Raw genomic sequence first — 26,347 nt, forward strand, 5'->3', positions numbered from 1 at the left:
AACCCGGGACTTGCCGACGCGCACAGCGCCGGGGGTGCGCCAGTCCCGTCGGGATGCTTCTTCGCGCCCCCTCGGCAGCCGTGCGGTGTGGCCGTACGGTGAGAGCCCACTTGCTCTTCCTGGTCAGGGGGCAATCATGCCGAGCGCATCGTCCTTCCCGCCGTTCGAGTCGTTTCCTGCCGACATCCAGGACGCGGCCCGCCGAGTTCTCAGCCTTCGAGGGGACCCGCACGCAGCCGAGACCGTGCCGGGCTTCAGCCGGATGAAAGAAGGCAGCGAGGGAAGCGAAAGCAGTGAGACAAGTGAGAACAGCGAGAATTCGGAGCGCAGCGAATTCAGCGAGGGCAGTGAGTTCGGCGAACGCAGCACTCCCGCATCGGTGGGCTCTCCCCTGACCGAGGCCCAGGACGGTGAATGGGGGGCGCCTGCCGGTCATGGATGAGGACATGCACGGGCCCTTCCTGCCCGCCGAAGCCCGTCCCGACGTGACGACCGAGCTCGCGCGGAAGGCGTGGCAGGTTGCCCTGGCGCTGCATGCGCTCAGGGCCGCGGACCACGGCCTTCCCGAACCCCGCCCCGAGCGATGACGATCCTGGTGCTCGCACCGCCGGGTGATGACACGGCACGTCAGTTCTGCGCCTTCGTGACAGACCGGGGTCACAGAGCCGTGATGCGCACACGATTCGACGAAGTGGCCGTGACCGTGACAGCCGGTCGGGACGCCGCCTGCGCGGTGGACCTGAGCGTGGCGGGCGAGAGGGTACGCGCTGTTCTGCACCGGGGCCTCGGCCCACCGGAGGCCGCCGATGACGACATGGTCGCCGGCGAAGCGGCGTTCCTCCAGGCCGAGGCGCAGGCCGTGTGGTGGTCGGCGTTGGCCCTCTGGCCGGGGCCCGTAAGCAACCGGGCGTCGCCCGACGGTTTCGTGCCGTACATCGACCCGCTCGCAGCCGCCCGACTGCCCGGCGTCACGCTGCCACCCTCCTCGATCGGAGGCCTGCTGCACACTCCCCGGCCCGGGGAGCGCCGCAACGTGCATCGCGTACGCGACGGGATGTTCCTCGGCCACGGCAGCGCGGCGACGAGCCGGGGCGAGGGCGAGATCCTGCGGTTCACCTGCTTCGACCCGGACCGGACCCGGCACGTCCTGCTGGCCGGCGACGACGTGTTCGATCTGTCCGAGCCCACGGGTGCCCTCGCCGCCGTACACCGTGCTCGGCTGGCGCCCATGGTGGACCGGCTGCGCTCGCTCGGCGCCACCTTCTGCCTGCTCGTCATCCAACCGGAAGGTGAGGGCTTCCGGTTGCTGGACGTCTCCTGCCATCCGGTGCACCACCAGTTCGCACCGCTGCGCCGGCAGGTCTTCGGGTCCCTCCTGAGGTGGCTGCTGGCAGGGCCGCCGTGATCCTGTGCGTCGGCCTGGTCGCCGATCCCACGTTCCTGCACGGCGTGCGCGCCCTCGCCCGGGGTGACGTGCCGTTCGAGGTGGTCGATCTGCCGACCCTCGCCCTGTACGGAGATCTCACCATGGCGCTGGACGACCTCCGCAACACCCGCATCCGCACCGGTGACGGCCCGACGGAGCTGTCACTCGACGAGGTCGGCGCGGTGTGGAGCCGACCGCTCAATGTCTGCGACGCCGCCCCTGACCCCCGATCCGCCCACCGAGCGGACGGCCAGTACCAAGCGCTGTGCCGCCTTCTCGAAGCCGTCGACCTGCCGGTCCTCAACCCGCCCCTGCGTGAGGCGTCCAACGCCGCCAAGGTGCTCCACGCCGTCACCCTGGCACCGGTCGCCGGCTGGCGGATCCCGCGTTCCTGCCTCACCAACGACCCGGACACCGCCCTCGCCTTCGTACGCGACTGTCCGCACGGCGCGATCTTCAAGGGCGCCGGCGCCGTCAAGACCTGGGCAACTCTCTTCCGGGAGGAGCATGAGCGGCGTCTGCCGCGTCTCGTGCGCTCGCCGACCCTCTTCCAGGAACGGATCGTCGGGCCCGACGTACGCGTGCACGTCGTGGGGAGCCGGGCGTTCGGGGAGGTCATCCATTCCCCGGAACTGGACTACCGCACGGCGCGGGGCGGGAACCGTTTCGCCGCGCTCCAGTTGCCGCCGGGCATCCTCGACGGCTGCCGACGCCTGGTCGCCTCCACCGCAGTGCCCTTCCTCGGGGTCGACTTCAAGGTCGAGGCGGCCACCGGCGAGTGGTTCTTCCTGGAGGCCAACTCCATGCCGTGCTACGAGGGCTACGACGTCCGCGCGGGCGGGGAGATCTCCCGGGCCATTCTGGACTGGCTGACGTCACCGCCACCCCCCGCCGTGAAGATCCCCGCGAGCCGCCGGTAGGAGTCCAGCAGGGCAGCACGGTCGTAGGTGCTGGTGGTGACGAGGACCTCCTGCGCCCCTGTCTCCTTCAGCACCTGCGCCAGCTCGTGCGCGACCTGCTCCTCGGTGCCGGCGATGTGCCCGGCGAGTCCGGACTCGTAGAGTTCGCGCTCCTTGCCGGTCATCGTGAGGGACTCGACGTGCTCGGCGGGCGGCAGCGGCGGGAAGGTGCCGTGGGTGCGGGAGTGCGCCATCGACCAGGCCTCCGGGACCAGCAGCCGCCGGGCGTCCTCGGGGGTGGCGGCCACCGCCACCGTGCCGGAGATGACGACGTACGGCTCGCTCGCCCAGGGGGAGGGGCGGAAATGGGCGCGGTAGTGGTCGATGCCGCGCTGCATCTTCTCCCGGTTCCGCAGGTCGCCGATGACCATCGGCAGGCCCGCGCGGGCCGCGATGCCGGCGCCCTCGCCCATCGCGAGCACGAACGGCGGTACGGTCAGGCCCTCGGCCGGACGGGCGCGCACGCCGGTCGGGGAGGTGCCGCGGAACCAGCCCAGCAGCTCCTGAAGCTGCGCAGCGAAGTCCTCGGCGTCTCCCTTGTCCCGGCCCAGCGCCTTGCGCACCCCGTCGGTGAAGCCGACGGAGCGGCCCAGCCCCATGTCGATCCGCCCGGGGAAGAGGGACTCCAGCACCCCGAACTGCTCGGCCACCACCAGCGGTTGGTGGTTGGGCAGCATCACCCCGCCCGTGCCGACCCGGATCGTGCGGGTCGCCGCCGCGACGGCGGCGGCCAGCACGGTGGGCGCGGAACCGGCGACTCCGGGCACTCCATGGTGTTCCGAGACCCAGAAGCGGTGGTAGCCGAACTCCTCCAGCTCCCGCGCCAGCCGTACGGTGTCGCGCAGCGCCTCGGCGTTCGGGTGGCCCTCGCGGGTGCGGGACCGGTCGAGGACGGAGAAGCGGGCCTGTGCGATCACGGAGCTCATACCGGGTTCAACACATGGGAGGCCCGGGGATTCCTCACGGCGCGATGTTGTGGTTGAGGCGGAACAGGTTGCCCGGATCGTAGCGCCGCTTCAGAGCCGTCAGCCGGGCGTGGTTGCCGCGGTAGTTGACCCCCACGCGGTTCTGGTCGTCGGCGTCCATGAAGTTGACGTAGCCGCCTTCCATGGAGTGCGGTTCGAGCGCCCGGTGGAAGGCGCGGACCCAGTCCTTCTGCGCCTCGCAGTCCTCACGGGTGGTGAGGGTGGGGCTGAGCGCGATCGAGAAGTCGGCGTCCCGGTAGGTGAAGGCGGTGTCCTCCGGTCCGACCCGGTGGCAGGCGCCGTCGATGGGGAAGACCGCGGTCACGCTCTGGATGGACGGGGTCGTCGCGCCGTACTCGACGAACGCGTCGACGGCGCCGTCCGGCAGGCCCTGGGTGAAGGCGCCCTTCCAGTAGTGGTAGAGACCGGCGGGCACGAGGTCGTCGAAGAGCGTGTTGATCACCGGGTAGGGCATGCGCTCGACGTGCCGTCCCACCACCGGCCCCAGGGCGGCGAGACGGTCACGGATCCGGTCGTCCGCGTCCGGGGATCCGGTCCAGCAGGCGACCACACCGCACAGCGGCCGCCCGTGCCAGCGCTCGGGCAGGAACGGCACCGGCGGCCCGAGTCCTACGACGAGCAGGGCACCCAGGTTCTCGTCACCCTCGGCGATGAGCTCCCGGTAGCGGCGGATCACATCGCCGTCCAGCGGATAGAACGTCGGCCCGCCCAGGATGTCGGCGACGGGGTGCAGCCGGTACGCGAAGGACGTGACGACCCCGTAGTTCCCGCCGCCACCGCGCACCGCCCACATCAGGTCGGTGTGGTCGTCCTCCGTGCAGGTCACGAAGTGCCCGTCGGCCGTCACCAGGTCCGCCGAGACGAGGTTGTCGCAGGACAGTCCGCACCGGCGGGCCAGATAGCCCATGCCGCCGCCCGTCGTCAGGCCCCCCACACCGGTGGTGGAGACGATCCCGCCGGTGGTGGCCAGCCCGAAGGCGTGTGTGGCGTGGTTGACGTCCGCCCAGGTGCAGCCGCCCTCGGCCCAGGCCCTGCGGGCGTCCGGGTCGACGCGGATCCCGCGCATCCGTACGAGGTCGAGGACCACGCCGCCGTCGCAGGTCCCGTAGCCGGTGACGCTGTGGCTGCCGCCGCGCACGGCGAGCGTCAGGCCCTGGTCCCGGGCGAAGTCCACCGTGGCGATGACATCACCTGCGTCGACGGCGCGGACCACGATCGCCGGCCGCTTGTCGTGCATGGCGTTGTAGACCCTGCGCGCCTCGTCGTAGTCCGGGTCGCCGGGCTCCACGATCTCGCCGCGCACGGCTCCGCGCAGTCGCTCCAGCAGCCTGTGGTCGAGGGTCGGCGTGTAGGTGGTCATGCCCGCCACCCGCTCTCGTGTGTCGGTGGGGAGGTACACCACTGGTCTATCCCGGGGAACGGGCACGCTCATCGCCGGAATCGCCCATCCCCGGCGGGGCAGGAATGGGCAGAACGGCCCATGGCGCAGCCACGCCGACCGCCGCCCCCTCCCTCCCCCGCATCGGCGCTCAGGCCAGCCCATGCGTGTACGCGTACGCCGTGGCCGCGGAACGCGAGGACACGCCGAGTTTGGCGAAGATGTTGTTGAGGTGCCGGGCGACGGTGTGCTCGCTGATCACCAGTTCCGCGGCGATGGCCCGGTTCGTCCGGCCCGCGGCGACCAGCCGCAGCACCTGGACCTCGCGGTCGGTGAGCCCGCCCGGCTGCCGCCCGCGCAGTGCGGTGAGCAGGGCCGCCGCCCGGCGGGCGTCCGGCACGGCACCCAGCTGCTCGAAGGACCGGCGGGCCGCCCGCAGCTCCATCCGGGCACCCTCCTCGTCGCCGGCCGAACGGTCGGCGGCGGCCAGCGTCATGCGCGCCTGGGCTGCCTCGTACGGCACCCCCAGCTCCAGCCAGAGCACCAGCGCCCGGCGCAGCAGGGTCTGCGCACGGTCCGGGTCACCGGTCGCGAACGCCACGGCGCCGCCCGCCGACGCGGCGGCCGCGTGCGGCAGGGTCACCTCCGAGCCACGCCGCCGCTGCCACTGCCGGGCCAGGGCACCGAGCTCCTCGGCTGCCGTGTGCGCCTCGCCGAGGCGGCTCACCGCGAGCGAGATCTCCACCTGGGCGGCGAGCAGCCGGCAGCGCTCCAGAAGGGCTGTTCCCCGGCGTGCCAGGGCCGGGCGCAGGGCCGCGGCCGAGGCCTCCGCCTTGCCCTGGGCCAGCCGCAGCAGGGCGAGGCCGGGCTGCGGATCGCGGCCGAGTCCGTGGGCCCGGTCGTACGCCTCCTCGGCCGCGGCCGCCTCTCCGCGCCGCCGCCGGATCTCTCCGACCAGGTAGAAGACCTCTGCGGCCAGGCTCCCCTCGTACGGAAGCAGTTCGTCGCAGGTGCGTACGGCCTCGATCACCGCCTGGTCCCACCTGCCGCGCAGCTCCAGCACTTCCACCTGATGAATCCGGCACAGGCCCCGGAAATTGTTCTCCGCCGGCATCGACGCGCACCACCGCATCGCCGCGTCGGTCCACTCGGCGGAGCGTTCCAGATCCACGCAGGCCATGCACTGCTGCAGGCCCAGGCAGTAGACCCACCCGGTGAAGAAGGCGCTGAGCTCACCCGCCGTCGCCGAGCACATCGCGTCGTCGAGCAGGTCGAGTCCCTCGGCGACCCGCCCCTGGGCCACCAGGACGGACGCCTGCGCCTCGACGCTCATGGCGTGGAGGTCCGCGCTGCCGCAGCGCCGGGCGATCGCGGCCATCCGCCGGGCCGAGTCCATCGCCTCGTCGAACGCGCCGCGCGCCTGCGCCTCCTCCGTCTCGACCCAGGCGAGATAGCACTGCTCCACGCACTCGGGCTCGCCACCGAGAAGCCGCCGGGACCGGCGCAGCCAGCCGGCGGCGACCGCCGTGTGGCCGGCCAGCTGGTGCTCGTAGAACAGCAGCCAGGACATGAGTCCCGCCCGCCGGGTGGCGCCTGCCGCCGCATACCCGGAGTAGGCCCGCATCCGATGGGTGATCGACTCCTCGACACGGCTCGTCCACCACGCGGCGTCGGCGAACGCGGCACAGTCGTCCGGGGTCAGTGCGGCGGTGTCCAGGCCGGACAGGAGGCGGTAGGCGTCGGCCCAGGCCTCCCGGGCCGCGGCGTCCCGGGCCCGCCGCAGCGCCTCTGTGGCGGGCTGGTCGACCGTGCGCCCAGTCACACGCGGCTCCCTTCTCGCTCGCCGCGAGCAGGACCGTCCCTCCTCAGGATAGGCAGGACGATGGTGCCCGGCCGACGCCCGTGATCAGCGTGGGGAGGCGTGGAGCTGTGCCGTGTGCTCGTGGTCGCAGCCGTCCTCGATGCCGTACGTGTCCCAGGCGGGGAACGGGTCCTCGGCCGGGGGGTGCTCACCGGGTGCCATGAGGCAGTCGGTCAGGGCGGCGTGCAGCGCCTGCACGTCCAGCTCCGTCCCGATGAACACCAGCTCCTGCGCGTCCGGCGCCTCGTGATCGCGGGCGGCCGACGGCTCGAACCGGGCGACCGACCCGGCCTGCGACCACAGCCCCGTTACGTGCGGGCGGCTGCCCAGGGTGAAGAAGCCCTTGGAGCGCAGGATCCGCCCGTACCCGCCGCCGTCGAGGTCCTCGGTCACGAACGCCCACAACCGCCCGGGATGGAAGGGCAGCCGGGAGCGGAAGACCGTGGAGGAGATGCCGTACTCCTCCGTCTCGGGGATGTGGTCGCCGTTGAGCTCCCGCACCCAGCCCGGGGCCTGCTGGGCGCGCTCGACGTCGAACAGGTGGGTGCCGAGCACCTGGTGGAGATCCACCCGCCCCTGGACGGCCGGGACGATCCGGGCGACGGGGTTGAGCCGGGTGAGGGTGGCCCGCAGCCGGGCCGCCGCCTCCTCGTGAACCAGGTCGAGCTTGTTGAGCACCAGGACGTCGGCGAACTCGATCTGGTCGACGAGGAGATCGCTGACCGTGCGCTCGTCGTCCTCGTACGGGGCGAGCCCGCGCTCGGCCAGGTCGTCACCGCTGTCCAGCTCCGTCAGGAAGTTGGCGGCGTCCACGACGGTGACCATCGTGTCGAGGTCGGCGACGTCCCCGAGGGTGGCGCCGTCGTCGCGGGCGAAGGCGAAGGTGGCCGCCACGGGCATGGGCTCCGAGATGCCGGAGCTCTCGATGAGGAGGTGGTCGAACCGGCCCTCGCGGGCCAGCCGGTCCACCTCCTGCAGCAGGTCGTCGCGGAGCGTGCAGCAGATACAGCCGTTGGTCATCTCGACCAGGCGTTCCTCGGTCCGCGACAGGGCTGCCCCGCCGCCGCGCACCAGCGCCGCGTCGATGTTGACCTCGCTCATGTCGTTGACGATCACGGCGACGCGCAGCCCCTCGCGGTTCGCGAGGACGTGGTTGAGCAGTGTGGTCTTGCCCGCCCCGAGGAAGCCGGACAGCACGGTGACGGGCAGTCGGTCGTGCGGCATCCGGTCAGTCCTCGGGGCGCAGCAGCCCGCGCTCGTACGCCTTCACCAGGTGCTGCGGCACGAGGTGGCGTACGCCGTCGATGGTGACGGGCACGAGGGACGGCGCGGCGGCCTTCCACTGCGCGCGGCGGTGGCGGGTGTTGCTGCGGGACATCTTCCGCTTGGGGACGGCCATGGGTTCCTCCTCGGTGAGCCGGCACCGAGGACGCTACATGAAAATGGATCCCATTAACAGTTGGACCTCCCGGCGGTACCTCACTCCTCCGCGACACCCACGAGCATGCGCTCCTCGAAGTCCTTGTAGGAGGCGGCGTCCTGTGCCGCGGTCCCCCTCTGGCGGGTGCTCAGCACCGTGCCGAGCCAGCCGAGGAAGAAGCCGGCCGGGATGGAGACGATGCCGGGGTTCTGCAGCGGGAACCAGGCGAAATCGGCGTCCGGGTAGATCGAGGCCGGGGTCGAGGAGACGACCGGGGAGAACACGACGAGGAGGACGGAGCAGGCCAGGCCGCCATAGAGGCTGAGCAGTGCGCCCTTCGCCGTGAACCGTCGCCAGAAGAGGGTGTACACGATCGTCGGCAGGATCGCGGAGGCCGCGATGGCGAAGGCGAGGAACGCCAGGGTCGCGGTGTTGGCCCCCCAGGCGACGAGGGTGAGCAGCATGCCCAGGACGCCGATGACGGCCCCGGACAGCCGGGCGACGGTCAGTTCCTCCGTCTGGCTCGCCCGCCCCTTGCGGATCACCTCGCCGTACAGGTCGTGGGCGAGGGACGAGGCCGCGGCCAGGGTGAGGCCGACCGCCACGGCGAGCAGGGTCACGTACGCCAGACAGGTCAGCAGGGCGGTGAGGACGCTGCCGCCCAGCTCGTGGGCGAGGAGCAGCACGGCGGCGTTGCCGCTGTGGTCCGTGCTCTCGATGGAGTCCCGGCCGACGAGGGCCGTGGCACCGAGGCCGACGATGCCGGCCGCGAAGCAGACCGCGCCGACCAGGCCCAGGGCCCACAGCAGTGAGGAGCGCAGCACACCGCCGCTGCGCGGGGCGAGCAGCCGCATCAGCACATGGGGGAGGGCGGCGAGGCCGAGGACGATGGCCAGTTCGAGGCTGAGGAAGTCCAGCTTGCTGGTGGTGCTGGCGCCGTAACGCAGTCCGGGCTCCAGGAACTGCAGGCCGTTTCCACTGTGCTCGGCGGCCGCGTTGAGCAGCGCGTTGGGGTTCCAGTCGTAGCGGTGGAGCACCCAGCCCGCGGTGAACAGGACCCCCGCCACCAGCATCACGGCCTTGATGATCTGGATGACCGTGGCTCCGGGCATGCCGCCGAGGGAGGCGTACAGGATGACGAAGGTGCCGATCACGACGACGCACACCGTGCGGGTGCCGGCGCTGGGTTCGCCCGTGAACTGGGTCAGCAGGGCCACGCTGCCGACCAGCTGGGCCACCAGGTAGAGGGTGGTGATGGTCAGGACGCACACGGACAGCGCGAGCCGCACCGGCCGGTGCTCCCGGGGCATCCGCAGGGCCACCGTGTCGCCCAGCGTGAACTTCCCCGTACGGTGCAGGGGCTCGGCGATCAGCAGCAGCACCATCATCCACGCGACGGTGGTGCCGCCGAGGTACATCAGCCCGTCGTACCCGGTCAGCGCCACCAGTCCGGTACTGCCCAGCAGGGTGGCCGCGGACAGGTAGTCGCCGCACATGGCGAGGCCGTTGCGCAACGGCGACATGGTGCGGTTGCCGAGGTAGAACTCGCCGATCTCGTCGCGCTGGGGAGCTGTCAGCAGCGCCGTGAACAGGGTGATCACGACCACCGACAGGAACAGCACGAAGGTCAGCTGCAGACTGCGGTCGTCGGCGATGCCGGCCGCCGCCGGGGCGGACACGGTCACCACGTGCGGTACCCCCTCGTGCCGTTGTAGGGGGCCTGGGCGACCGCGCTGGGGCGCGGGGTCTCGTTGCGGTGGCGCTGGGCGCGCAGGCGGCGGGCGAGCGGGTCGGCCTTGGCGCTCATGTGCCGGACGTAGCACCAGGCGGTCACGCCCATCACGGCGAACTGCGCGAGGCCGAGGGCGAGACCGAGCGTGAGGCGGCCGAGCAGGGGCTGGTTCATCATGCCGGGGGCGAAACTCGACAGCAGCACGTACAGCAGGAATGTGCCGACGGACAGGATGGTGGCCCGGGTCCCGAATCGAAGCCGGTCGCGGCGCAGGGAGTGGAATTCGGGATCGTCGGATATTCGCTGTGGCCCTACTGGTTCGGCATTGCGGAGCTGAAAAGTGGACGAGTCGTCGGGCCACGGTGAATATTCGGGCACAGGCGCACCTTCTTCGCTGCTTCGTGTGCCCCGCACTCGACTCCTTCGAGCGTCGGCCGTGCGGCTGCGGGAGCGGTGGGGAAGTGCCGAACGCGCGAGGAGGTGCGGGCTTTGTGGGGGATACGTGAATCCGAATTCCCTGCCGCTCCGGACTCACCACGCAGTACTCGGGGATCCGGTTTCATGATCCCCGTCAGCCCCGGCCAATGGTGACGGCGAGGCTGAGTGGGGAGTATTGCAGCGCTGTGCTTGAGCTATCAACCGCTGAGGTGAATCGAGTTCTGCCGTGGCTTGTTCAGATCGCCCCTGGCGGTTTCAGAACCGTGCGCCGATGTCCGCTCCGCTGCGCGGGACGAGGAACGACGGTGCCGCCGGCAGGGAGCCGTCGGCCTCGCGGGAGCCGGTGAGCGGCGCCGGGTCCGTGCTCAGCACCGACGAGGCGTTCCATGTCCCGCCCAGATTCCAGGAGTTGCCCTTGGAGACGGTCCCCGAACCGGTGGCCGCGGCAGTCGCGTCGGCGATGGACAGGTTGCCGGTCAGGACGGCCCTGCCGCCCGGGACGTCGGCGTCGAAGCCCGTGCGGGCGTTGGCGTAGGTGCTGTTGCGGGTCAGCGCGAGGGCGCCCGGGTTGCCGTTGTCCGTGACGCCGTGCGCCGCGTTCTTGAAGGCCACGGAGTTGCGCAGGGTGTGCCCCACCGCGGGGGCCGGGCTGCCGCCGCCCATCTTGAAGCCGTTGCCGTCACCGGCGAAGTCCGGGAAGTTCCAGCGGTTGAACCCGTTGCCGTACGCGATCGTGTCCTCGATCGTGATCGGCGAGGCGAACTTCCAGGCGTCGAAGCCGTCGTCGACGTTGTTCCACAGCCGCGCGCCCCGCACCACGTTGCCCGTGCCACTGCCCTCCTTGACGGCCAGGCCGTCGGCGCTCTCGCCGTTCTTGCGGGGGTCGCGGTTGCCGTAACTGTCGAGGTCAAGGATCTGGTTGTTGCCGGAGGCGCCCTGGAGCTGGAAGCCGGACTCGTAGTTGTCGTGCGTGGACAGGCGCGCGAAGACGTTGTTGTCGCAGCCGTCGCAGTACACGCCGTACGGGCCGTTCACGATCTCCAGGCCGGTGATCCGCCAGTACGAGGCCTCCTGGTGGATCGCCCCGCGCTCGGCCCGTGGGATGCTGCCCCCGACCGGGGTGTGGCTCGCGGGCAGCTGCTCGCCGTCGACGATCACGCGCTCGCCCTGGTAGGCGCCGAGGGTGATGGGCTGGGACGCGGTACCCGAGGTGGTGATGGTGATGTTGTCGGTGAGGGCGTACCGTCCGCCGCGCACGGTGATCACGTCGCCGGGCTTCGCCAGGTCCACCGCCCGCTGGATGGTCTTCAGGGGGCGGGCCGGTGTGCCGGGGCCGGAGTCGTCCCCGTTCGTGGCCACCACCAGGGTCGTCGTCGCGGCGGAGGCGGGACTGAGGGGCCCCGCCAAGGTCGCTGCCCAAGCCGCGCCCACCGCAGCCGCCGTCCGGATCGCCGTTTTCCGCATGGGGTCTCCCGCCTCTGCCTGCCCTCGGATCTGTCGACAGGCAGTGGCCGCCCGGGGGCGGGAGGTTGCCGGGGCCCGGGGCGTCCAGGCTCCGTCGGCACGTTCCCGCTCAAGGCGCCGGAGCGCCAAGCGCGATCCGAACGACAGCACCTAAGGTGGGCGGTGTGACCGACAGCAGCAGGCCACCGCTGGCCGTGTTCGACCTGGACAACACCCTCGCCGACACCGCGCACCGGCAGCGGTTCCTGCAGCGACGGCCGCGCGACTGGGACGCCTTCTTCGCGGCCGCGCCGCAGGACCCGCCCATCCCGCAGGGCGTCGCGCTGGCCCGGGAGAGCGCGGAGGAGTGCGAGGTCGTCTACCTCACCGGACGGCCCGAGCGCTGCCGGCGCGACACGCTCGACTGGCTCGCCGCGCACGGGCTGCCCGAGGGGCGCGTGTACATGCGGCGCAACGACGACCGCCGGCCCGCCCGGTACACCAAGCTGGCCATCCTGCGCAGGCTCGCCCGAACGCGGGACATCCGCGTTCTCGTGGACGACGACGAGCTGGTGTGCGAGGACGCGGAACGGGCCGGATTCACCGTCGTACGGGCGCGCTGGACCGCCCCGTCGCCCGAACTGAAGGTGGCGCAGGAACGGGAGGGGCGGACCTGACGTCCCCCTCCCGGATCGTCAGCCCACGTCCTCCAGGCGGAAGCCGACCTTCAGGCCGACCTGCCAGTGCGCGATCTCCCCGTTCTCCAGCTGGCCGCGCACCTGGGTCACCTCGAACCAGTCCAGGTTGCGCAGGGTCTGCGAGGCGCGGGTGATGCCGTTGCGGATGGCCTGGTCGACTCCCTCGGGTGAGGTGCCGACGATCTCCGTGACCCGGTAGGTGTGGTTCGACATGCGGGTGCTCCTCTCCGAGGGGGCCGGCCTGGTGACGGCAGCGGCGCGTGTGTCACGCGTCACTCCACCGTGCCCCAAGCTGTGGCGGAGCGCGAGACAGCGCGTCCACCGACCGGGCGGCCCTTGACCTCCCGATTGGTCCATACCAAAATCCAGCACACCCGTACGAGCCCCGCGCTCGTCCCCCCACGTCGGGCCTCCCACCCCTGTGCGTCAGACAGAACAGGACCCTTCGTGAGACGTCGCCTGCTCGCCCTCGTGTGCGTGTCCGCCTCCCTGCTCAGCGGCTGTGGCCTGCTGCCGGGGAGGAGCGGGACGGAACGGCACACCGTCACCGTGTGGCTGATGAAGGACAGCGCGTCGGCGGACTTCCTGCGCCGGTTCACCGAGGACTTCGAGCGCACCCACCCCGACCTCGACCTCGACATCCGCGTCCAGCAGTGGACCGGCATCGGCGAGAAGGTGCAGGCCGCGCTGAGGGCGGCCCCCGGGACCGGACCCGACGTCATCGAGGTCGGCAACACCCAGGTCTCGCAGTACGTGGAGGGCGACCGGCTGCTCGACCTGACCCTGGAGTCGATGCGGGACTGGGGGCTTCGCGACTGGCTCCCCGGCCTCGCCGAGCCGGGGCAGTGGCTGTCCCAGCAGTACGGCATCCCCTGGTACGCGGCCAACCGCGTCGTCATCTACCGCAAGGACCTGTTCGCCGAGGCCGGCATCACCGCCCCGCCGAAGACCCGCGAGGAGTGGCTGGCCGCCGCCGAGAAGCTGAACTCCGGCGGCAACCAGGGCATCTACCTGGCCGGACAGGACTGGTACACGCTCTCCGGCTTCATCTGGGACGAGGGCGGCGACCTGGCCGAGGACCGCGACGGCGTCTGGCGCGGCACGCTGGACACCCCGGCCGCCCTGCGCGGCATGGACTTCTACCGCCGGCTGCAGGCCCTCGGCGACGGCCCGGCCGCCTCCGACGAGGAACACCCGCCGCAGGCCGGGGTGTTCGCCCGGGGCCGGGTCGCGCAGATCATCGCGGTGCCGGGGCTCGCCCAGGCCATCGTGCGGGAAAACCCCGGCCTCAAGGGCAAGCTGGGCTTCTTCCCCGTGCCCGGCCGGACCGCCGCCGAGCCGGGAGCGGTCTTCACCGGCGGCTCCGACCTCGTCGTACCGAACAACACCGACGACCGGGAGGGCGCTGTCGCCGTGGTCGCGGCGCTCACCGGTGCCAAGTGGAACACCGAGCTGGCCCGCAGCATGAACTACGTCCCCAACAAGACGTCCCTCGCCAAGGCCGTCGCGGACGAGGAGGGGGCCGCGGCCATGGCGGCCGGAGCCGCGCACGGCCGGGCGACCCCCAGTACGCCCCAGTGGGGCGCGGTCGAGGCGGACAACCCGATCAAGGCGTACATGACGAAGGTGCTCACCGGAGCCGACGCCCAGGCGGAGGCCCGTCGGGCCTCCCGGCGGATCACCGAGGCCCTGCGCCCCCACCTGGGCTGACGCCCTCAGCGCACCACGCTCAACGACAGAGCGAACCGCCCCTCGCTGTCCGTCCACCAGTGGGCCAGCTCCAGCCCCGCGGCGGACAGTTCGGCGCGCACGCCCTCCTTCCGGAACTTCGCCGACACCTCGGTGCGCAGCTCCTCGCCCGCCGCGAAGTCCACGGCGAGGCCGAGCGCGGGGATCTTCACGGTCTGCCCCGTACGGGAGCGCAGCCGCATCTCGATCCACTCCTGCTCGGCGTCCCATAGGGCCACATGGTCGAAGGCGGCGGGGTCGAAGTCGGCGCCCAGCTCGCGGTTGACGACCGTCAGGACGTTCTTGTTGAACGCGGCCGTCACCCCGGCCGCGTCGTCGTACGCCCGGACCAGGACCTGCTCGTCCTTGACGAGATCCGTGCCCAGCAGCAAGGCGTCGCCGGGGGAGAGCAGTGTCCGGACGGAGGTCAGGAACGCAGCCCGTTCGACGGGCAGGAGATTGCCGATCGTGCCGCCCAGGAACGCCAGCAGCCGGGGACCGGGCGCCCCGGGCAGCGTCAGCCCGGCGGTGAAGTCGGCGATCAGCGCGTGCACGTGCAGCTCCGGCCGCTCCGCGACGAGCGCCTGCCCGGCCTGGGTGAGGGCGCTCTCGCTGACGTCGACGGGAACGTAGGTGTGCAGCTCGCTCAGGGCGTCGATCAGGTACCGCGTCTTCTCCGAGGAACCGGAGCCCAGCTCGACGAGCGTGCGGGCGCGGGTGGCCGCGGCGATCTCATCGGAGCGGGCGACGAGGATCTCCCGCTCGGCGCGCGTCGGGTAGTACTCCGGCAGTTCGGTGATCTGCTCGAAGAGGTCGCTGCCGTGCGCGTCGTAGAACCACTTCGGCGGGAGCGTCTTGGGGGTGTGGGTCAGGCCCTTCAGGACGTCGGAGCGCAGGGCGGCGTCCGTGGCGTCCTCGGGCAGGGTGCGGGTCTTGTGCAACGGGCTCACGTACAGGGCTCCTTGCATTGTGCGGGTGCCGCGTCGTCGCTGGGCTCCTTGAGCGGGGTGAGCAGCACGTCCGTGCGGCTCGCCGTGAGCAGGGTGCGGTCGGGGACCTCCTGCCAGCGCGGGTCGTCGTCGTAGGGCTCGGAGGCGACGACGGTGCCGCCGCCCGGCCGGGTGAGGTGCCACAGGGTGTCGCCCCAGGCGGTCGCGGCGATGGTCTCGCCGTTGGTGAGCAGCAGGTTGAGCCGGGAGGCGGGGGACGCCTCGGCGACCTCCACCACCGTGTCGGCCAGTGCCTGCCCCGCGAGTTGCTGTGCCGTTCGCCTCCGGGGCGCTGCAGCCGGTGCCGAGAGCGTGACCGTGCTCAGCCCTTCGGGCCTCCGCGCGCTCACCGTCCCGACACCGGCGCGCCCCTGCGGCTCACTCGCGTCGCCGCCGCGCAGCCGGTTCAGCACCAGCGCCCACACGAACGCCGAGTCGTTGCGGGCCTCCAGGGACAGCAGCTCCTCGGGCGGCAGGAGACGGGCCAGTGGCGCCAGTGAACCGGGCCAGCCCGCGATGGCGCCGTTGTGGCTGAACAGCCAGGTCCCGGCCGCGAACGGAGCCGCGGCGGCCTCCGCGTCCGCGCCCGCCAGGGTCGCGTCCCGCACCGCGGCGAGCAGCGCGGTGGTGCGTACCACCCGGGCCAGATCGGCGAAGGACTGGTCCGCCCAGATCGGCCCGGCCCGGCGGTACCGCGCCGGCACCGGGTCGCCCTCCGCGTACCAGCCGACCCCGAAACCGTCCGCGTTGACCGTCCCGTACCGCTGCCGCCGGGGCGCCCACGACTGGCGGTACAGAGCGTGCGGCGGCTCCACGAGAAGCCGCCCCAGGGGCTCTTCGGGCCCGACGTACGCCAGGTGACGGCACATCAGGCGTCCCCCGAGCGGGCCGTGCGGAAGCCGGAGAAGATCTGCCGCCGGACCGGGTAGTCCCAGTTGCGGAACGTGCCCCGGCAGGCCACCGCGTCCACGGCGAACGAACCACCGCGCAGCACCTTGTGGTCGGAGCCGAAGAACACCTCCGAGTACTCCTTGTACGGAAACGCCCGGAAGCCGGGGTACGGCAGGAAGTCGCTCGCCGTCCACTCCCACACGTCACCGATCAACTGCCGTACCCCGAGCGGCGACTCGCCGTCCGGGTAACTCCCGGCCGGGGCGGGGCGCAGATGCCGCTGGCCGAGGTTGGCGTGCTCCGGCGCCGGGTCGGCGTCGCCCCACGGGTAGCGCATCGAGCGGTCGCCGGCCGGGTCGTACCGCGCGGCCTTCTCCCACTCGGCCTCCGTGGGCAGCCGCCGTCCGGCCCAGCGGGCGTAGGCGTCGGCCTCGTACCAGCACACGTGGAGCACCGGCTCGTCGGGCGGCACGACCTCCGTGACGCCGAAGCGGCGCCTCAGCCACTGCCCGCCGTCCCGGCGCCAGAACAGCGGCGCGGTGATGGAGTGCTGCCGTATGTGGGCCCAGCCGTCCGCCGTCCACCAGCGCTCGTCGTGGTAGCCCCCGTCCTCGATGAACGCCTGGTACGCGGCGTTCGTCACCGGAGTGGTGTCGATGTAGAACGGCGGCACCTCACGCCGGTGCGCGGGACGCTCGTTGTCCAGGGCCCACGGCTCGGTCGAGGTGCCCATCGTGAACGGGCCGCCCGGGACCAGGACTTCGGCCGGGCCGGTGAACAGCGGCACCGGGTCGGGATCGGGCGCGGTCAGAGCGGGCGGGCCCTTGCGGAGCTGATGGGTGATCAGCATCGTCTCGTCGTGCTGCTGCTCGTGCTGCGCGATCATCCCGAAGGCGAAACCCGCCTCCGTCAGCCGTGTTCCGTGGAACGCGGCCCCCTCCAGCACATCCAGGGCCCGGCCGCGCACCTCGGCCGCGTACCGCCGGGATTCGGCGGGCGACAGCAGCGGCAGCGAGGGGCGCTCGGCGCGAGGGTGCTCGAAGGCGTCGTAGATGCTGTCGATCTCGGGCCGTATCGCCTCCTGCCCGGCGACGGCCCGCAGCAGCCACTGCTCCTCCTGGTTGCCGATGTGCGCGAGGTCCCACACCAGCGGGGACATCAGCGGTGAGTGCTGCGCGGTCAGGTCGGGTTCCTCCACGCAGCTGGTCAGCAGCGTGGTGCGGTCGCGGGCCGTGGTGAGCGAGCTCAGTGCGCGCTTGCGGAAGGAGTCGGGGTCGAGGGCGGGGTCGGTCATGAGCGGATGTCCTTCCCGTGCGGGCGACGGCTCGTGCCGTGCAGCGTCTGCAGCAGGTCGTCGGCGGGGCAGCGGCCCCGGCTGACGTAACGGTCCAGGTACGCCGTGACGGCGTCCGTCACCTCGGTGGCGGCTCCGAGCCGGGGCAGTGCGGCGAGCGCCGCCGTGAAGCAGGCGACGGCCACCTCGCGCAGCTCGGGGTCGGCGAGCCCGTGGCGGGCCGCGTGGAGCCACAGCGGGTTGTGCGGGGCGGGCAGGGCGAGGGTGCGCTCGGCCAGCGGCTTCACGGCCCGGTAGGCGGTCTCCGCGGCCTCCGGGTCGTCGAACAGCGCCGTCGTCACGGCGAGCGGCACGATCCACCCGTCGTCGCCGGGCTGTGCGTCGATCATGCGCAGTTCCAGGTGGCCGCGTGGTCTGACCGGCGGGAACAGCGTCGTGAGGTGGTAGTCGAGGTCGTCCCGGGTCGGTGCCCTGGGCGTCCTGGACCTGGTCCACTCCCGGAAGGTCAGCCCGTCGGGGACGTCCCAGGTGCCGCCGTCCTGCCGTACGCACATCACCGGGGCGTCCAGGACGTGCCGGGACCAGGCACCGCGCGGGTCGGCGTCCAGTGGGGGACCGCCCGCCCGGCCGGGGCCGATCTCCGCCCACCGCAGCTGCCGGGTGGACAGCCAGCCGGTCGGCCGCCCGCACGCCAGCGGAGAGTTGGCGAACGCCGCCACCAGGACCGCACCGAGCTGGTGGGCCAGCCACCAGCGCCGCACATGGCCGAGGGGGCCGGGCTCCTCGTGCCCGGCGTCCAGGCACACCTGCACCGAGGCCGAGGCGCACATCATGGCGCGGCCGGCCGGGCCCGTGCGGTCCAGGCAGGTCTCCATGGCGTCGTAGCGCGGCTTGCGCAGGAACCGGCGGGGTGGGTGCCAGGGGTCGTGGCCGACGCCGACGAGCACCAGATCGTCCTCGCGCAGGACCGCGCGGACGGTGTCGAGGTCGGCGGAGACGGTACCGATGCACTCGGTCAGCGAGGCGGCGGGCGGCGAGCTCAGCTCCAGCTGGCCGCCGGGTTCCACGGTGAGCGCCGACCTCAGGGGCACGGTCCGCAGTGCGGCGTAGGCCGCTTCGAGCCGTTCGGGTGTCACGGGGAGCTGCGGCGCGCGCAGCTCGTGGACGAGCCATTCCACTTCGACGCCTGTGCGGCGGGGTGGTCCGGTCTTGAAGCAGATGCCGCGGACCAGCGCCTCCACCTCGGCTTCGGTGACGGCGCCCAAGTGCTCCGTACAGTCACCCGCCGAGGCAGTTGACGAATCAGACATGTCGGGATCCTCCTGAGATTCCACCATGTCGCCGACCCGGGGGTCTGTTGGGCCGGGTCGGCAGCCACTCGTCCCACCCAAGACCCTCACGTCGCTCGGCACAAGGGGGCGAACCGGGACGTTCCGGGCCGGTCATCTCCGTCTTCCAGCCGTTTCCAGAGGCTTTTCCGGTCGTTTCCGGACCGGGAAACCCTGTTGCGCCACAAGACCAGGATCACCCACGATGCCTGCATGAGCACGACGGGGGACGCCGCGCGGCGCGCGGGCACGGCGCGTACGGGGGTGGCGCCATGAGCGCGCGCCTGCGCGGCATCGCCCGCGACACGGAGGAGATCGTCGCTGCGGGAGCCTACCGGGCGCCCGGCGGGCGTGAGGTGCCGATCGCGGCGGCGGTCGAGGCTGCCGGGGACGGCACGCGGATGCACGGTCCGGGGCCGGTCGAGGTCCCGCCGTGCCCGCCCCTGGACACCCGCGTCGAGGTCACGGGCGAGAGCAGCCTGGAGGCCGCCCGCCGGCTGGGCGGGGACGTGGCGGTACTGAACTTCGCCTCGGCACGGAACCCCGGAGGCGGCTACCTGAACGGCGCCCAGGCCCAGGAGGAAGCCCTGTGCCGGGCCTCCGCGCTGTACACCTGTCTGCTGCGGGCCCCGGAGTTCTACGACCACCACCGGGCCCACCGCGACCCCTTCTACACGGACCGTGTCATCCACTCACCCGCCGTGCCGGTCTTCCGTGACGACCGCGGCCGCCTGCTGGACGAGCCGTACACGGCCGCGTTCCTGACCTCGGCGGCGCCGAACGCGGGCGTGGTCCTGCGTACGGCCCCCGAGCGCGCGGCGGACCTGCCGCGGGCCCTGGCCGTACGGGCCGGGCGGGTGCTGGAGACGGCCGCGGCCCACGGCCACCGGCGGCTGGTGCTCGGTGCCTGGGGCTGCGGGGTGTTCCGGAACGACCCGGCGCAGGTCGCGGGCGCGTTCCGGGCACTGCTGGGGCCCGGCGGTCGGTTCGCGGCGACCTTCGAGCACGTGGTGTTCGGGGTGCTGGACCGCACGCCGGGGAGCGTGGTCCGGAGCGCCTTCGAGAAGGCCTTTCAGGTCCAGCCGTAGCGCTCGTGCAGCCGGTGCCTGACGAGGTTGAACCGCATACGGTCCAGCGCGCACGCCTCCCGGCGCATGCCCTCCTCGTGCAACCGCAGGATGCGGTCGACGTCCACCCAGGAGTCCCGTCCCGAGCGGTCCCAGGGGCCGCTGCCGATCGCCACCCACTCCCGGTCGCCGTCGTGGCGCTTGCTGGAGAGCTGTACGGCGAGGAAGGTGCCGGCCGCCTCACGGGCGACGACGAGCACGGGCCGGTCTTTGCCGCGCCCGTCGTTCTCTTCGAAGGGCACCCAGGTCCAGACGATCTCTCCGGGGTCGGGGTCGCCGTCGTGCGCGGGTGAGTACTCGGTGCGCACCCGGCCGACCTGGCGGGGGTCGGCCTCCGTGGTGGCGGACGAGCCGAAACGGCCGGGAACGTTCTCATCGGTAAACGCAGTCACGGGGGCACCTTAAGGGCTGCCCCCGTGAACCCGGTGCGTCAGCTGTCCTGGACGGGCACCTTCTGCGGCGGCGCAGTGGCGACCCCGTTCAAGGACGGAGCCCCGTTCGCCGCCTGCCCGTTCTGGTTCATCGACGCGAGAAGCTGACGCGCCAGTCCCAGTCCCGTGCCGCCCATCGTGAGCGCCTTGGCGAACAACTCCGCCATGCCGTCGGCCCCGTTGAGCAGCACCATGTTGTCGACGTTGCCGAAGGCGGAGGCCCCGGCCTGGACGATCTCCGGCCACTTCTCGGCGAGTTGCTGGGCGACCACGGCCTCCTGGTTCTCGGCGAGCGCGGCGGCACGGGCCTTGATGGCCTCCGCCTCCGCCAGGCCCTGCGCCTTGGTCGCCTCGGCCTGTGCGAGGCCCTTCGCCTGCGCGGCTGCCGCCTCGGCCGCACCGGTGTCCCGCGTGGCCTGCGCCGCCGCGGCACCGCGGGTCCTGGTCGCCTCCGCCTCGGCGCTCGCGGCCGTCTTGACCCGGGTCGCCTCGGCCGCGGCCGCCAGCTCCGTCTCCTTCGCCTTGGCCTCGGCCCCCGAGATCCGCGCGTCGCGCTCGGCCTCGGCCAGGGTGCGCTTCTCGTACGCCTTGGCGTCGGCCGGCTTGCGGACGTCCGCCTGGAGCTGCTGCTCACGCCGGTGGGCCTCCAGCTCGGCCACCCGGGTCTCCTGGACGACGACCTCCTGCCGGGCGGCGGCGTCGGCCAGCGGACCGGCCTGCCGGGCCTTCGCGGCGGCCTTGTCGCGCTCCGCCTGGTATCCCGCCTGCAGGATCTCGCTGTCCCGGGTGGCCTCCGCCATCCGGGCGAAGGACTGCTGCTCGGCCTCGGTGGCGAGCCGGTTCGCCTCCGCCTGCGCGATCCGGGCGTCCCGCTGCACGGCCGCGGCGTGCGGCATCGCCAGGTTCTGGATGTACCCGGTCGGGTCCTCGATCTCATGGATCTGCAGCGAGTCGACGATCAGACCCAGCTTCTCCATCTCGGTGCCGCACGCGGCCCGCGTCTGCCCGGTGAGCTTCTCCCGGTCCCGGATCATGTCCTCCACCGTCAGACCGCCCACGATGGACCGCAGATGACCGGCGAAGACGTTGTGCACCCGCTCCGACATCAGCTTCTGCTGGTCGAGGAAGCGACGGGCCGCGTTGGCGATCGACACATAGTCGTCGCCCACCTTGAAGATGACCACGCCCCGCACCTTCAGCGGAATGCCCTGGTGCGTCACGCAGTCCACATGCAGTTCGGTCTCGTTCAGATCGAGCGAGAGCTTGCGCACCGCCTGCACCCCGGGCAGCACGAGCGTGCCGCGTCCGGTGACGATGCGGAATCCCATGCCTTCCTCAAGGCCCTCGGTACGGTGCTTGGAACCGGAGATGATGAGCGCCTCGTTGGGTTCCGCGACCCGCCACATCAGCTTGAACAGACCGATCAGTACGAGGACGGCACCTACCGCCACCCCCGCCACGACGCCGACGACCATCGGCATACGCCCCCTTTGCATGGTGCCCTTTCGGCACCGAACGAAGGGAGTGTGCGCCTGTGCGACGCCCGGGTACAGACGCCGGCGCATCCTTGCCGAAACCTTGACGCACGCGGCTCTCACCTGCGTCGCGGCAGGCTCAACTGTCGTACACGGCCTGGACGTAGACGGTCCTCGGCGGCAGGTACTCCACGACCGTCACCACCGTGCCCGGCTCGATGCGGTCCGTGCCGAAGGCCGGGTGGGCGAGGAAGTGCTCCGCGCCGCCGCGCACCCGGACGATCACCTCACCGACGAGCCCGGGCCCCACCGTGCCGGTGACCCGCCCCATCAGCCCGACCATCGACGCTTCGCCCATGGCCACAGAGTAAGGGGTCCTTTCACTATGCCCGTCCGGGTCGCGCGACCTGCTCGGACGCTCATGGTGAAAGGACCCCTAAGGGCGCGCTCAGGCGACCGGGGAGTCCGAGGTGAGCCGCTGTTCCGGCGGCCACCTCTCGTGCCAGCGCAGCTCGGCCTCCAGCTGCGCGGCGAGCTGCAGCAGCAGCGGCTCGCTGTTGGCCGGCCCGAGCAGCTGGGCCCCGACCGGCAGCCCGCCCGTGACGAACCCGGCGGGGACGTTGACGCCGGGCCAGCCCAGCACGTTCCACGGCCAGGCGTAGGGGCAGGCGGCGATCATCGCCCGGTCGGTGGCCAGACCGCCCAGCGCCAGCATCGCGCCGATGCGGGGCGGCGGAGCGGCCGTCGTCGGCGCGAGGACCACGTCGTACGTCTCGAAGAACGCGCCGATCCGGCGGTGCAGGACCGCCTCCGCGCGCCGTGCCATCCGCAGCGGGGGTCCGCCGAGCAGCCGCCCCAGCCGGGCGGAAGCACGGGTGCGCCGGTCGAGGAGCATGGGGAACGGCGCCTCGCGGACCCGCTCGGCGATACCGGCCGTCGCGCGCGGGACGAAGGTCAGCCCGATCCGGCCGTACGGGGGGTCGGCCTCCTCCACCGTGTGCCCCATCCCGGCCAGCTGCTCGGCGAGTTCGACGACCCGGGCCCGCACCTCCGGCTGGAGACGGGCGGGCAGGGCGGTGAACGGTGGTGTGAGCGAGAGCGCGATCCGCAGCCGGCCGGGGTCCCGGCCCACCGCCCGAGAGGCGTCGACGGCCGGCGGCTGGTGCGGGTCCCGCTCGTGGTTGCCGCTCGCCGCGTCCAGCAGCAGGGCCGCGTCGGCGACCGTACGGGCGAGGGTGCCGTTGACCGTGATGCCCTGGAAGGACTCGCCGCGCGGCCAGGTGGAGATGCGGCCGCGCTGCGGCTTGATGCCGATCAGGTGGGTCCAGGCGGCCGGGATCCGCACCGACCCGGCGCCGTCCGAGCCGAGTGCCGCGGGCACCAGCCCGGCCGCCACGGCCGCGGCCGAACCGCCGGACGAGCCGCCCGGCGTGTGCTCCGGACTCCACGGATTGCGGGTGGCGCCGAAGGCGGGTCCCTCGGTGAACGGCCACTGCCCGAACTCGCACGTGTTGGTCTTGCCGACGATCACGGCCCCGGCCGCGCGCAGCCGCCGGACCGCCTCCCCGTCCTCGGCGACCGGCGGATGCTCTCCGCAGCAGCCGAAGGCCGTCGGCTCGCCGGCCACGTCCATGTCGTCCTTCACGGCCACGGGCACCCCGAGCAGCGGCTTGCGCGCCCCGGCGGCCAGTTCCCGGTCGGCGGCCTTGGCCTCGATGAGCGCGGCCTCGGTCCGTACGATCCGGAAGGCGTTGAGTGATCCCTGGGTCGCCTCGATCCGCGCCAGGGCCCGCTCGACCAGCGCCTGGGACGTCACCTCCCCGGCGGCCAGCGCTCGGGCGGACTCCGCCAGGCCAGTGACACGGTCGAGCGTCATGCGGGCACCTCCGGAGAGCGTGTTGTCTACCGAACGGTAACGTCCGGAGGGCCGCAGGCGAAGCGTGCGCGCGGGAGCGTCGTTTCACTGGCCGCCAACAGAGGTCCCACGAGCCCCATCAGTTCCTGCGCGACCCATTGACGTACAGGTGCCCCACCCCTACCTTCTGATCGACTTTCCGAACCGCATTCGGAATCTCGAACAGGAGAGCCGCCGTGACCTCACGTCCCCCCATGCCGTCCCGCCGTACCCTGCTGCGCGCGATGGCCGCCCTGCCCGCCTCGGCGGTCCTGCTGGGCGAAGCGCCCGGACTGCTGGGCACCGCCCTCGCCGCCGCCCCGCCGAGCGGCTCGGCCACCCGCTACACCATCGTGCCGTTCCTCAACAGCAACGACGGCACGGTGAACGTCTACCAGTCCGACGACGCCACCGACTTCCGGCTGCTCAAGGCCTCCGCCTACACACCGCCCAGCAACCGGATCCGCGACGCGAGCATCTTCAGACACACCGACGGCTACTACTACATCACCTACACGACCCACACCTGGCAGGACACCAGCACCACCATCGGCTTCGCCCGCAGCTCCGACCGGGTCACCTGGACGTTCCTGTACGACTACACGGTCCCGATCGCGAACCTCTCCCGGGCGTGGGCGCCCGAGTGGTTCGTCGACAGCGACGGCAGTGTCAACATCATCGTGTCCTGCTCCACCGCGAACGACCAGTGGATCTTCACGCCGTACCTGCTCAAGGCCACCAACTCCGCGCTGACTTCGTGGAGTTCACCCGTCGCCCTGTCCGGTATCGGCGCCAACCACATCGACACGTTCATCGTGAAGATCGGCTCGACCTACCACGCCTTCCCGAAGAACGAGACGACGAAGTACATCGAGTACGCCACCGCCTCGAACCTCACCGGCCCGTACACGATCCGCAGGACGGGCGACTGGGCGGGCTGGGGCAGTTACCGCGAGGGCCCGGCGCTGGTGCAGCTCGACAACGGCGGCTGGCGGATCTTCTTCGACGGCTACGGCGACGGGAACTACTACTACAGCGACAGCTACGACACCTTCGCCACCTGGTCCGCCCCGGCCGCGCTGCCCGCCGTCTCCGGCACCGCCCGGCACTTCACGGTGGTGAAGGAGACGGTCTCGGGCGGTCCGAGCCTGGCCAGGAACGTCACCCGTTCCTTCCGGTCGGTCAACTACACCACGCGCTACTGGCAGGAGCAGTCCTCCCTGCTCAACCTCCCCGTGGTGAGCAGCACCAGTACCACCGCCGAGAAGCAGGCCTCCACCTTCACGGTCGTCCCGGGGCTCGCCGACGCGAACGGCTACTCCTTCCGGGACGCGGCCGGCAAGTACCTGCGCCACTGGGACTTCCGCGCCCGGTTCGACGCCAACGACGGCACGAGCACCTTCGCCAAGGACGCCACGTTCATCGCCCGCACGGGCAGCGCGAGCGGCTCGATCCGCTTCGAGTCGTACAACTACCCCGGCTATTACCTGCGGCACTACAGCTACCAGCTCCGCGTCGAACGCTCGGACGGGACGGACCTGTTCCGGCAGGACAGCTCGTTCACACCGGTGACGGCCTGGGCCTGAGCCGCGCTCGGGTATCCGGCGCGCCGTCACCCGCCCCCGTCGAGGTCGGCGCGCCGGCGGACGACCCGTAGCTCGTGACCGGTGAGCCGCATCTCGTACAGCTTCCCCCGCGCGTTCTCGAAGGGGCGGTGGAGGATCAGCATCAGGCGGTCGTCGAACGTGCGGAACAGCATGCCGTGACCGCTGTCCTCGCGGACCAGGGGCCGCTGCTGCTGCCACGGGCCCGCGAGGTCGCCGGACCCGGATACGGCGTAGGTCTGGACGTAGCCGCCACTGACGGTGCCGTCCGGACCGGCCACGTTCTTCTCGTACGTCGACCACAGCATGAGGAGGGAGCCGTCAGGGGTGCGGTACAGCTGCGGGCCGTCGGTGACGTAGGGCGGGAGCTGATGCGGTATGCCGCCGGGTATCTGCTCGCCGAGCCAGGACGCGTCCGACGCCTTGAACAGGAAGATGGGTTCTCCGATGGTCCGGGACAGGTCCGGAGCCAGCCGGATCGCTTCCATGGTGCCGTCGACGGTCTGCAGCCACTCGTGCGCGTACACCATCCAGGGCTGCCCGGAGGGATCGACGTAGAGCGTGCCGTCGAGGGTCATCAGCTCGGCGGGCGGGGTGGGGCGTGCGGGGTCGGTGACGGTGAAGGGGCCGAGCAGCGAGTCGGAAACCGCCGTGATGGTGCCGCGCATGTGGTTCGGGATCTGGAACGGCGTGCCCCACGGGGAGGGCGGTGGTACCGGAAGCGGCTTGTCCTGGTTGTGCAGCGTGGTGAACAGGTAGTACATGCCGCCCCATGCGTGCACCTCTGGCGCCCATCCGCCGTCGGTCGCCCAGATGCCCGTCTGCTCCCCGGCCAGGAAGACCACGACGGGGCGCGTCCAGTCACGCAGGTCGCGGCTGCGGTAGACCATCGTGCCGGTACCGTCCACGGCCGACACGGACGGGTCGTTGGAGGTGTAGAGGTAGTAGGTGCGGGTCTTCTCGTCCGCGACGACGAAAGGGTCGTGCAGCGGCATGTCGGGAAGCCGCATCGGTTCGGTGCCGGCCACGGCCGAAGAATACGTCGACGCGGTGCGGCGGGGCATCGCCCGGATGCCCCGCCGCTGGGGCCGGGGGCTACTCGCCCGACGGTGAGGTCAGCGGGACGCCGACGGCCACCGGGGTGCCGAAGTTCGGTGTGCCGTCGGCGTTCCAGGCGAACTTCTGCGCCCTGCGGTTCCGGCGCGAACCAGAACTTCGGCCGAACCGTCCGGCAGGTCCAGGCAG

General features: G+C 71.9%; 26 protein-coding genes. 8 read left to right on the forward strand and 18 right to left on the reverse strand.

Annotation, left to right across the window (positions count from 1 at the left end; translation table 11 throughout):
* The first annotated feature begins 136 nt into the window (after positions 1-136).
* The 4 genes from NW895_RS27435 (at position 137) to NW895_RS27450 (ending at position 2,346) form a co-directional block, all read left to right on the forward strand.
* Positions 137-442 carry a hypothetical protein gene (locus tag NW895_RS27435; RefSeq protein ID WP_289938819.1) on the forward strand — a complete coding sequence of 102 codons (306 nt, stop codon included), beginning with the start codon at positions 137-139 and terminating at the stop codon, positions 440-442.
* A gap of 4 nt (positions 443-446) precedes the next feature.
* Positions 447-587, forward strand: a complete 141-nt coding sequence (locus tag NW895_RS27440) for a hypothetical protein (protein ID WP_289938820.1) — start codon at positions 447-449, stop codon at positions 585-587.
* A gap of 83 nt (positions 588-670) precedes the next feature.
* Positions 671-1,405, forward strand: coding sequence for a hypothetical protein (locus NW895_RS27445; RefSeq protein ID WP_289938823.1), 735 nt, complete (start codon positions 671-673; stop codon positions 1,403-1,405).
* Positions 1,381-2,346, forward strand: a complete 966-nt coding sequence (locus tag NW895_RS27450) for a hypothetical protein (RefSeq protein WP_289938824.1) — start codon at positions 1,381-1,383, stop codon at positions 2,344-2,346. Before NW895_RS27445 ends, NW895_RS27450 begins: the two co-directional genes overlap by 25 nt.
* On the opposite strand, the gene NW895_RS27455 is transcribed toward NW895_RS27450, so the two are convergent.
* The 8 genes from NW895_RS27455 to NW895_RS27490 all read right to left on the reverse strand — a co-directional run bounded on the left by NW895_RS27455 (position 2,247) and on the right by NW895_RS27490 (position 11,607).
* Positions 2,247-3,311, reverse strand: coding sequence for an LLM class flavin-dependent oxidoreductase (locus tag NW895_RS27455; RefSeq protein ID WP_289938825.1), 1,065 nt, complete (start codon positions 3,309-3,311; stop codon positions 2,247-2,249). The two genes, NW895_RS27450 and NW895_RS27455, sit on opposite strands and share 100 nt — an antisense overlap.
* Before the next feature lie 34 nt (positions 3,312-3,345).
* Entirely contained in the window at positions 3,346-4,731 is a 1,386-nt protein-coding gene (locus NW895_RS27460; protein ID WP_289938827.1) for an FAD-binding oxidoreductase, read from the reverse strand.
* Between the two features lie 169 nt (positions 4,732-4,900).
* Positions 4,901-6,571 carry a helix-turn-helix transcriptional regulator gene (locus NW895_RS27465; RefSeq protein WP_289938829.1) on the reverse strand — a complete coding sequence of 557 codons (1,671 nt, stop codon included), beginning with the start codon at positions 6,569-6,571 and terminating at the stop codon, positions 4,901-4,903.
* Between the two features lie 84 nt (positions 6,572-6,655).
* Complete coding sequence (locus NW895_RS27470; protein WP_289938830.1) at positions 6,656-7,834, reverse strand: GTP-binding protein; 1,179 nt, start codon at positions 7,832-7,834, stop codon at positions 6,656-6,658.
* Positions 7,835-7,838: 4 nt separating this feature from the next.
* Positions 7,839-8,009 (reverse strand): 50S ribosomal protein L32, encoded by a 171-nt coding sequence (gene rpmF / locus NW895_RS27475; RefSeq protein ID WP_289938832.1) that lies wholly within the window; start codon positions 8,007-8,009, stop codon positions 7,839-7,841.
* 80 nt (positions 8,010-8,089) lie between these two features.
* Positions 8,090-9,718: a cation acetate symporter gene (locus NW895_RS27480; protein WP_289938834.1), complete on the reverse strand. Its 1,629-nt coding sequence runs from the start codon at positions 9,716-9,718 to the stop codon at positions 8,090-8,092.
* The gene (locus NW895_RS27485; protein WP_289938835.1) at positions 9,712-10,140 is read right to left on the reverse strand and encodes a DUF485 domain-containing protein; all 429 of its coding nucleotides are present in this window, start codon (positions 10,138-10,140) and stop codon (positions 9,712-9,714) included. Before NW895_RS27485 ends, NW895_RS27480 begins: the two co-directional genes overlap by 7 nt.
* Positions 10,141-10,455: 315 nt before the next feature.
* Entirely contained in the window at positions 10,456-11,607 is a 1,152-nt protein-coding gene (locus NW895_RS27490; RefSeq protein ID WP_354670111.1) for a right-handed parallel beta-helix repeat-containing protein, read from the reverse strand.
* Positions 11,608-11,828: 221 nt separating this feature from the next.
* On the opposite strand from NW895_RS27490, the gene NW895_RS27495 reads away from it, so the two are divergent.
* Positions 11,829-12,320: a hypothetical protein gene (locus NW895_RS27495; protein WP_289938837.1), complete on the forward strand. Its 492-nt coding sequence runs from the start codon at positions 11,829-11,831 to the stop codon at positions 12,318-12,320.
* A gap of 18 nt (positions 12,321-12,338) precedes the next feature.
* On the opposite strand, the gene NW895_RS27500 is transcribed toward NW895_RS27495, so the two are convergent.
* Positions 12,339-12,554 carry a dodecin gene (locus NW895_RS27500; RefSeq protein ID WP_289938838.1) on the reverse strand — a complete coding sequence of 72 codons (216 nt, stop codon included), beginning with the start codon at positions 12,552-12,554 and terminating at the stop codon, positions 12,339-12,341.
* Between the two features lie 234 nt (positions 12,555-12,788).
* Here NW895_RS27500 and NW895_RS27505 point away from each other — a divergent pair, with 234 nt between their 5' ends.
* Complete coding sequence (locus tag NW895_RS27505) at positions 12,789-14,051, forward strand: extracellular solute-binding protein (RefSeq protein WP_289938839.1); 1,263 nt, start codon at positions 12,789-12,791, stop codon at positions 14,049-14,051.
* Positions 14,052-14,056: 5 nt separating this feature from the next.
* Here the strand turns inward: NW895_RS27505 and egtD are convergent, their stop codons facing one another.
* Genes egtD through egtA form a run of 4 tightly spaced genes read right to left on the reverse strand, consistent with a single transcriptional unit; the run spans position 14,057 to position 18,553 of the window.
* Positions 14,057-15,019, reverse strand: a complete 963-nt coding sequence (gene egtD, locus NW895_RS27510; protein ID WP_289938841.1) for an L-histidine N(alpha)-methyltransferase — start codon at positions 15,017-15,019, stop codon at positions 14,057-14,059.
* The gene (egtC, locus tag NW895_RS27515) at positions 15,016-15,927 is read right to left on the reverse strand and encodes an ergothioneine biosynthesis protein EgtC (protein ID WP_289938843.1); all 912 of its coding nucleotides are present in this window, start codon (positions 15,925-15,927) and stop codon (positions 15,016-15,018) included. The genes egtD and egtC overlap by 4 nt, the downstream gene beginning before the upstream one ends.
* Positions 15,927-17,243, reverse strand: a complete 1,317-nt coding sequence (gene egtB, locus NW895_RS27520) for an ergothioneine biosynthesis protein EgtB (protein ID WP_289938844.1) — start codon at positions 17,241-17,243, stop codon at positions 15,927-15,929. Before egtB ends, egtC begins: the two co-directional genes overlap by 1 nt.
* Complete coding sequence (gene egtA, locus NW895_RS27525; protein ID WP_289938845.1) at positions 17,240-18,553, reverse strand: ergothioneine biosynthesis glutamate--cysteine ligase EgtA; 1,314 nt, start codon at positions 18,551-18,553, stop codon at positions 17,240-17,242. Before egtA ends, egtB begins: the two co-directional genes overlap by 4 nt.
* A 290-nt stretch (positions 18,554-18,843) precedes the next feature.
* On the opposite strand from egtA, the gene NW895_RS27530 reads away from it, so the two are divergent.
* Positions 18,844-19,659 carry a TIGR02452 family protein gene (locus tag NW895_RS27530; protein WP_289938846.1) on the forward strand — a complete coding sequence of 272 codons (816 nt, stop codon included), beginning with the start codon at positions 18,844-18,846 and terminating at the stop codon, positions 19,657-19,659.
* Here the strand turns inward: NW895_RS27530 and NW895_RS27535 are convergent.
* The 4 genes from NW895_RS27535 to NW895_RS27550 all read right to left on the reverse strand — a co-directional run bounded on the left by NW895_RS27535 (position 19,644) and on the right by NW895_RS27550 (position 23,480).
* Positions 19,644-20,090, reverse strand: coding sequence for a type II toxin-antitoxin system PemK/MazF family toxin (locus NW895_RS27535; RefSeq protein ID WP_289938847.1), 447 nt, complete (start codon positions 20,088-20,090; stop codon positions 19,644-19,646). The two genes, NW895_RS27530 and NW895_RS27535, sit on opposite strands and share 16 nt — an antisense overlap.
* 38 nt (positions 20,091-20,128) lie before the next feature.
* Entirely contained in the window at positions 20,129-21,610 is a 1,482-nt protein-coding gene (locus NW895_RS27540; RefSeq protein WP_289938849.1) for a flotillin family protein, read from the reverse strand.
* A gap of 133 nt (positions 21,611-21,743) precedes the next feature.
* Complete coding sequence (locus NW895_RS27545; RefSeq protein WP_289938851.1) at positions 21,744-21,962, reverse strand: hypothetical protein; 219 nt, start codon at positions 21,960-21,962, stop codon at positions 21,744-21,746.
* 90 nt (positions 21,963-22,052) lie between these two features.
* Positions 22,053-23,480 carry an amidase gene (locus NW895_RS27550; protein ID WP_289938853.1) on the reverse strand — a complete coding sequence of 476 codons (1,428 nt, stop codon included), beginning with the start codon at positions 23,478-23,480 and terminating at the stop codon, positions 22,053-22,055.
* A 215-nt stretch (positions 23,481-23,695) separates the two neighbouring features.
* Between NW895_RS27550 and NW895_RS27555 the strand changes: the two genes are divergently transcribed.
* Entirely contained in the window at positions 23,696-25,084 is a 1,389-nt protein-coding gene (locus NW895_RS27555; protein WP_289938854.1) for a glycoside hydrolase family 43 protein, read from the forward strand.
* A 26-nt stretch (positions 25,085-25,110) separates the two neighbouring features.
* On the opposite strand, the gene NW895_RS27560 is transcribed toward NW895_RS27555, so the two are convergent.
* Positions 25,111-26,166 carry a glycoside hydrolase family 43 protein gene (locus NW895_RS27560; RefSeq protein ID WP_289938855.1) on the reverse strand — a complete coding sequence of 352 codons (1,056 nt, stop codon included), beginning with the start codon at positions 26,164-26,166 and terminating at the stop codon, positions 25,111-25,113.
* Positions 26,167-26,347 lie beyond the last annotated feature (181 nt).

The organism is Streptomyces sp. S.PNR 29 (assembly GCF_030386795.1).
In the GTDB taxonomy this organism is placed as follows: Bacteria; Actinomycetota; Actinomycetes; order Streptomycetales; family Streptomycetaceae; genus Streptomyces.

Bases quoted from the DNA above. Each gene is read 5' to 3' on its own strand.
- NW895_RS27540 (WP_289938849.1), bottom strand. From the start codon at position 21,610: ATGCCGATGGTCGTCGGCGTCGTGGCGGGGGTGGCGGTAGGTGCCGTC.
- rpmF (WP_289938832.1), bottom strand. From the start codon at position 8,009: ATGGCCGTCCCCAAGCGGAAGATGTCCCGCAGCAACACCCGCCACCGC.
- NW895_RS27460 (WP_289938827.1), bottom strand. From the start codon at position 4,731: ATGACCACCTACACGCCGACCCTCGACCACAGGCTGCTGGAGCGACTG.
- NW895_RS27435 (WP_289938819.1), top strand. From the start codon at position 137: ATGCCGAGCGCATCGTCCTTCCCGCCGTTCGAGTCGTTTCCTGCCGAC.
- egtB (WP_289938844.1), bottom strand. From the start codon at position 17,243: ATGACCGACCCCGCCCTCGACCCCGACTCCTTCCGCAAGCGCGCACTG.
- NW895_RS27440 (WP_289938820.1), top strand. From the start codon at position 447: ATGCACGGGCCCTTCCTGCCCGCCGAAGCCCGTCCCGACGTGACGACC.
- NW895_RS27500 (WP_289938838.1), bottom strand. From the start codon at position 12,554: ATGTCGAACCACACCTACCGGGTCACGGAGATCGTCGGCACCTCACCC.
- NW895_RS27530 (WP_289938846.1), top strand. From the start codon at position 18,844: ATGAGCGCGCGCCTGCGCGGCATCGCCCGCGACACGGAGGAGATCGTC.
- NW895_RS27550 (WP_289938853.1), bottom strand. From the start codon at position 23,480: ATGACGCTCGACCGTGTCACTGGCCTGGCGGAGTCCGCCCGAGCGCTG.
- egtC (WP_289938843.1), bottom strand. From the start codon at position 15,927: ATGTGCCGTCACCTGGCGTACGTCGGGCCCGAAGAGCCCCTGGGGCGG.
- NW895_RS27545 (WP_289938851.1), bottom strand. From the start codon at position 21,962: ATGGGCGAAGCGTCGATGGTCGGGCTGATGGGGCGGGTCACCGGCACG.
- NW895_RS27455 (WP_289938825.1), bottom strand. From the start codon at position 3,311: ATGAGCTCCGTGATCGCACAGGCCCGCTTCTCCGTCCTCGACCGGTCC.
- NW895_RS27445 (WP_289938823.1), top strand. From the start codon at position 671: ATGCGCACACGATTCGACGAAGTGGCCGTGACCGTGACAGCCGGTCGG.
- NW895_RS27470 (WP_289938830.1), bottom strand. From the start codon at position 7,834: ATGCCGCACGACCGACTGCCCGTCACCGTGCTGTCCGGCTTCCTCGGG.
- NW895_RS27560 (WP_289938855.1), bottom strand. From the start codon at position 26,166: ATGCCCCGCCGCACCGCGTCGACGTATTCTTCGGCCGTGGCCGGCACC.
- egtA (WP_289938845.1), bottom strand. From the start codon at position 18,553: ATGTCTGATTCGTCAACTGCCTCGGCGGGTGACTGTACGGAGCACTTG.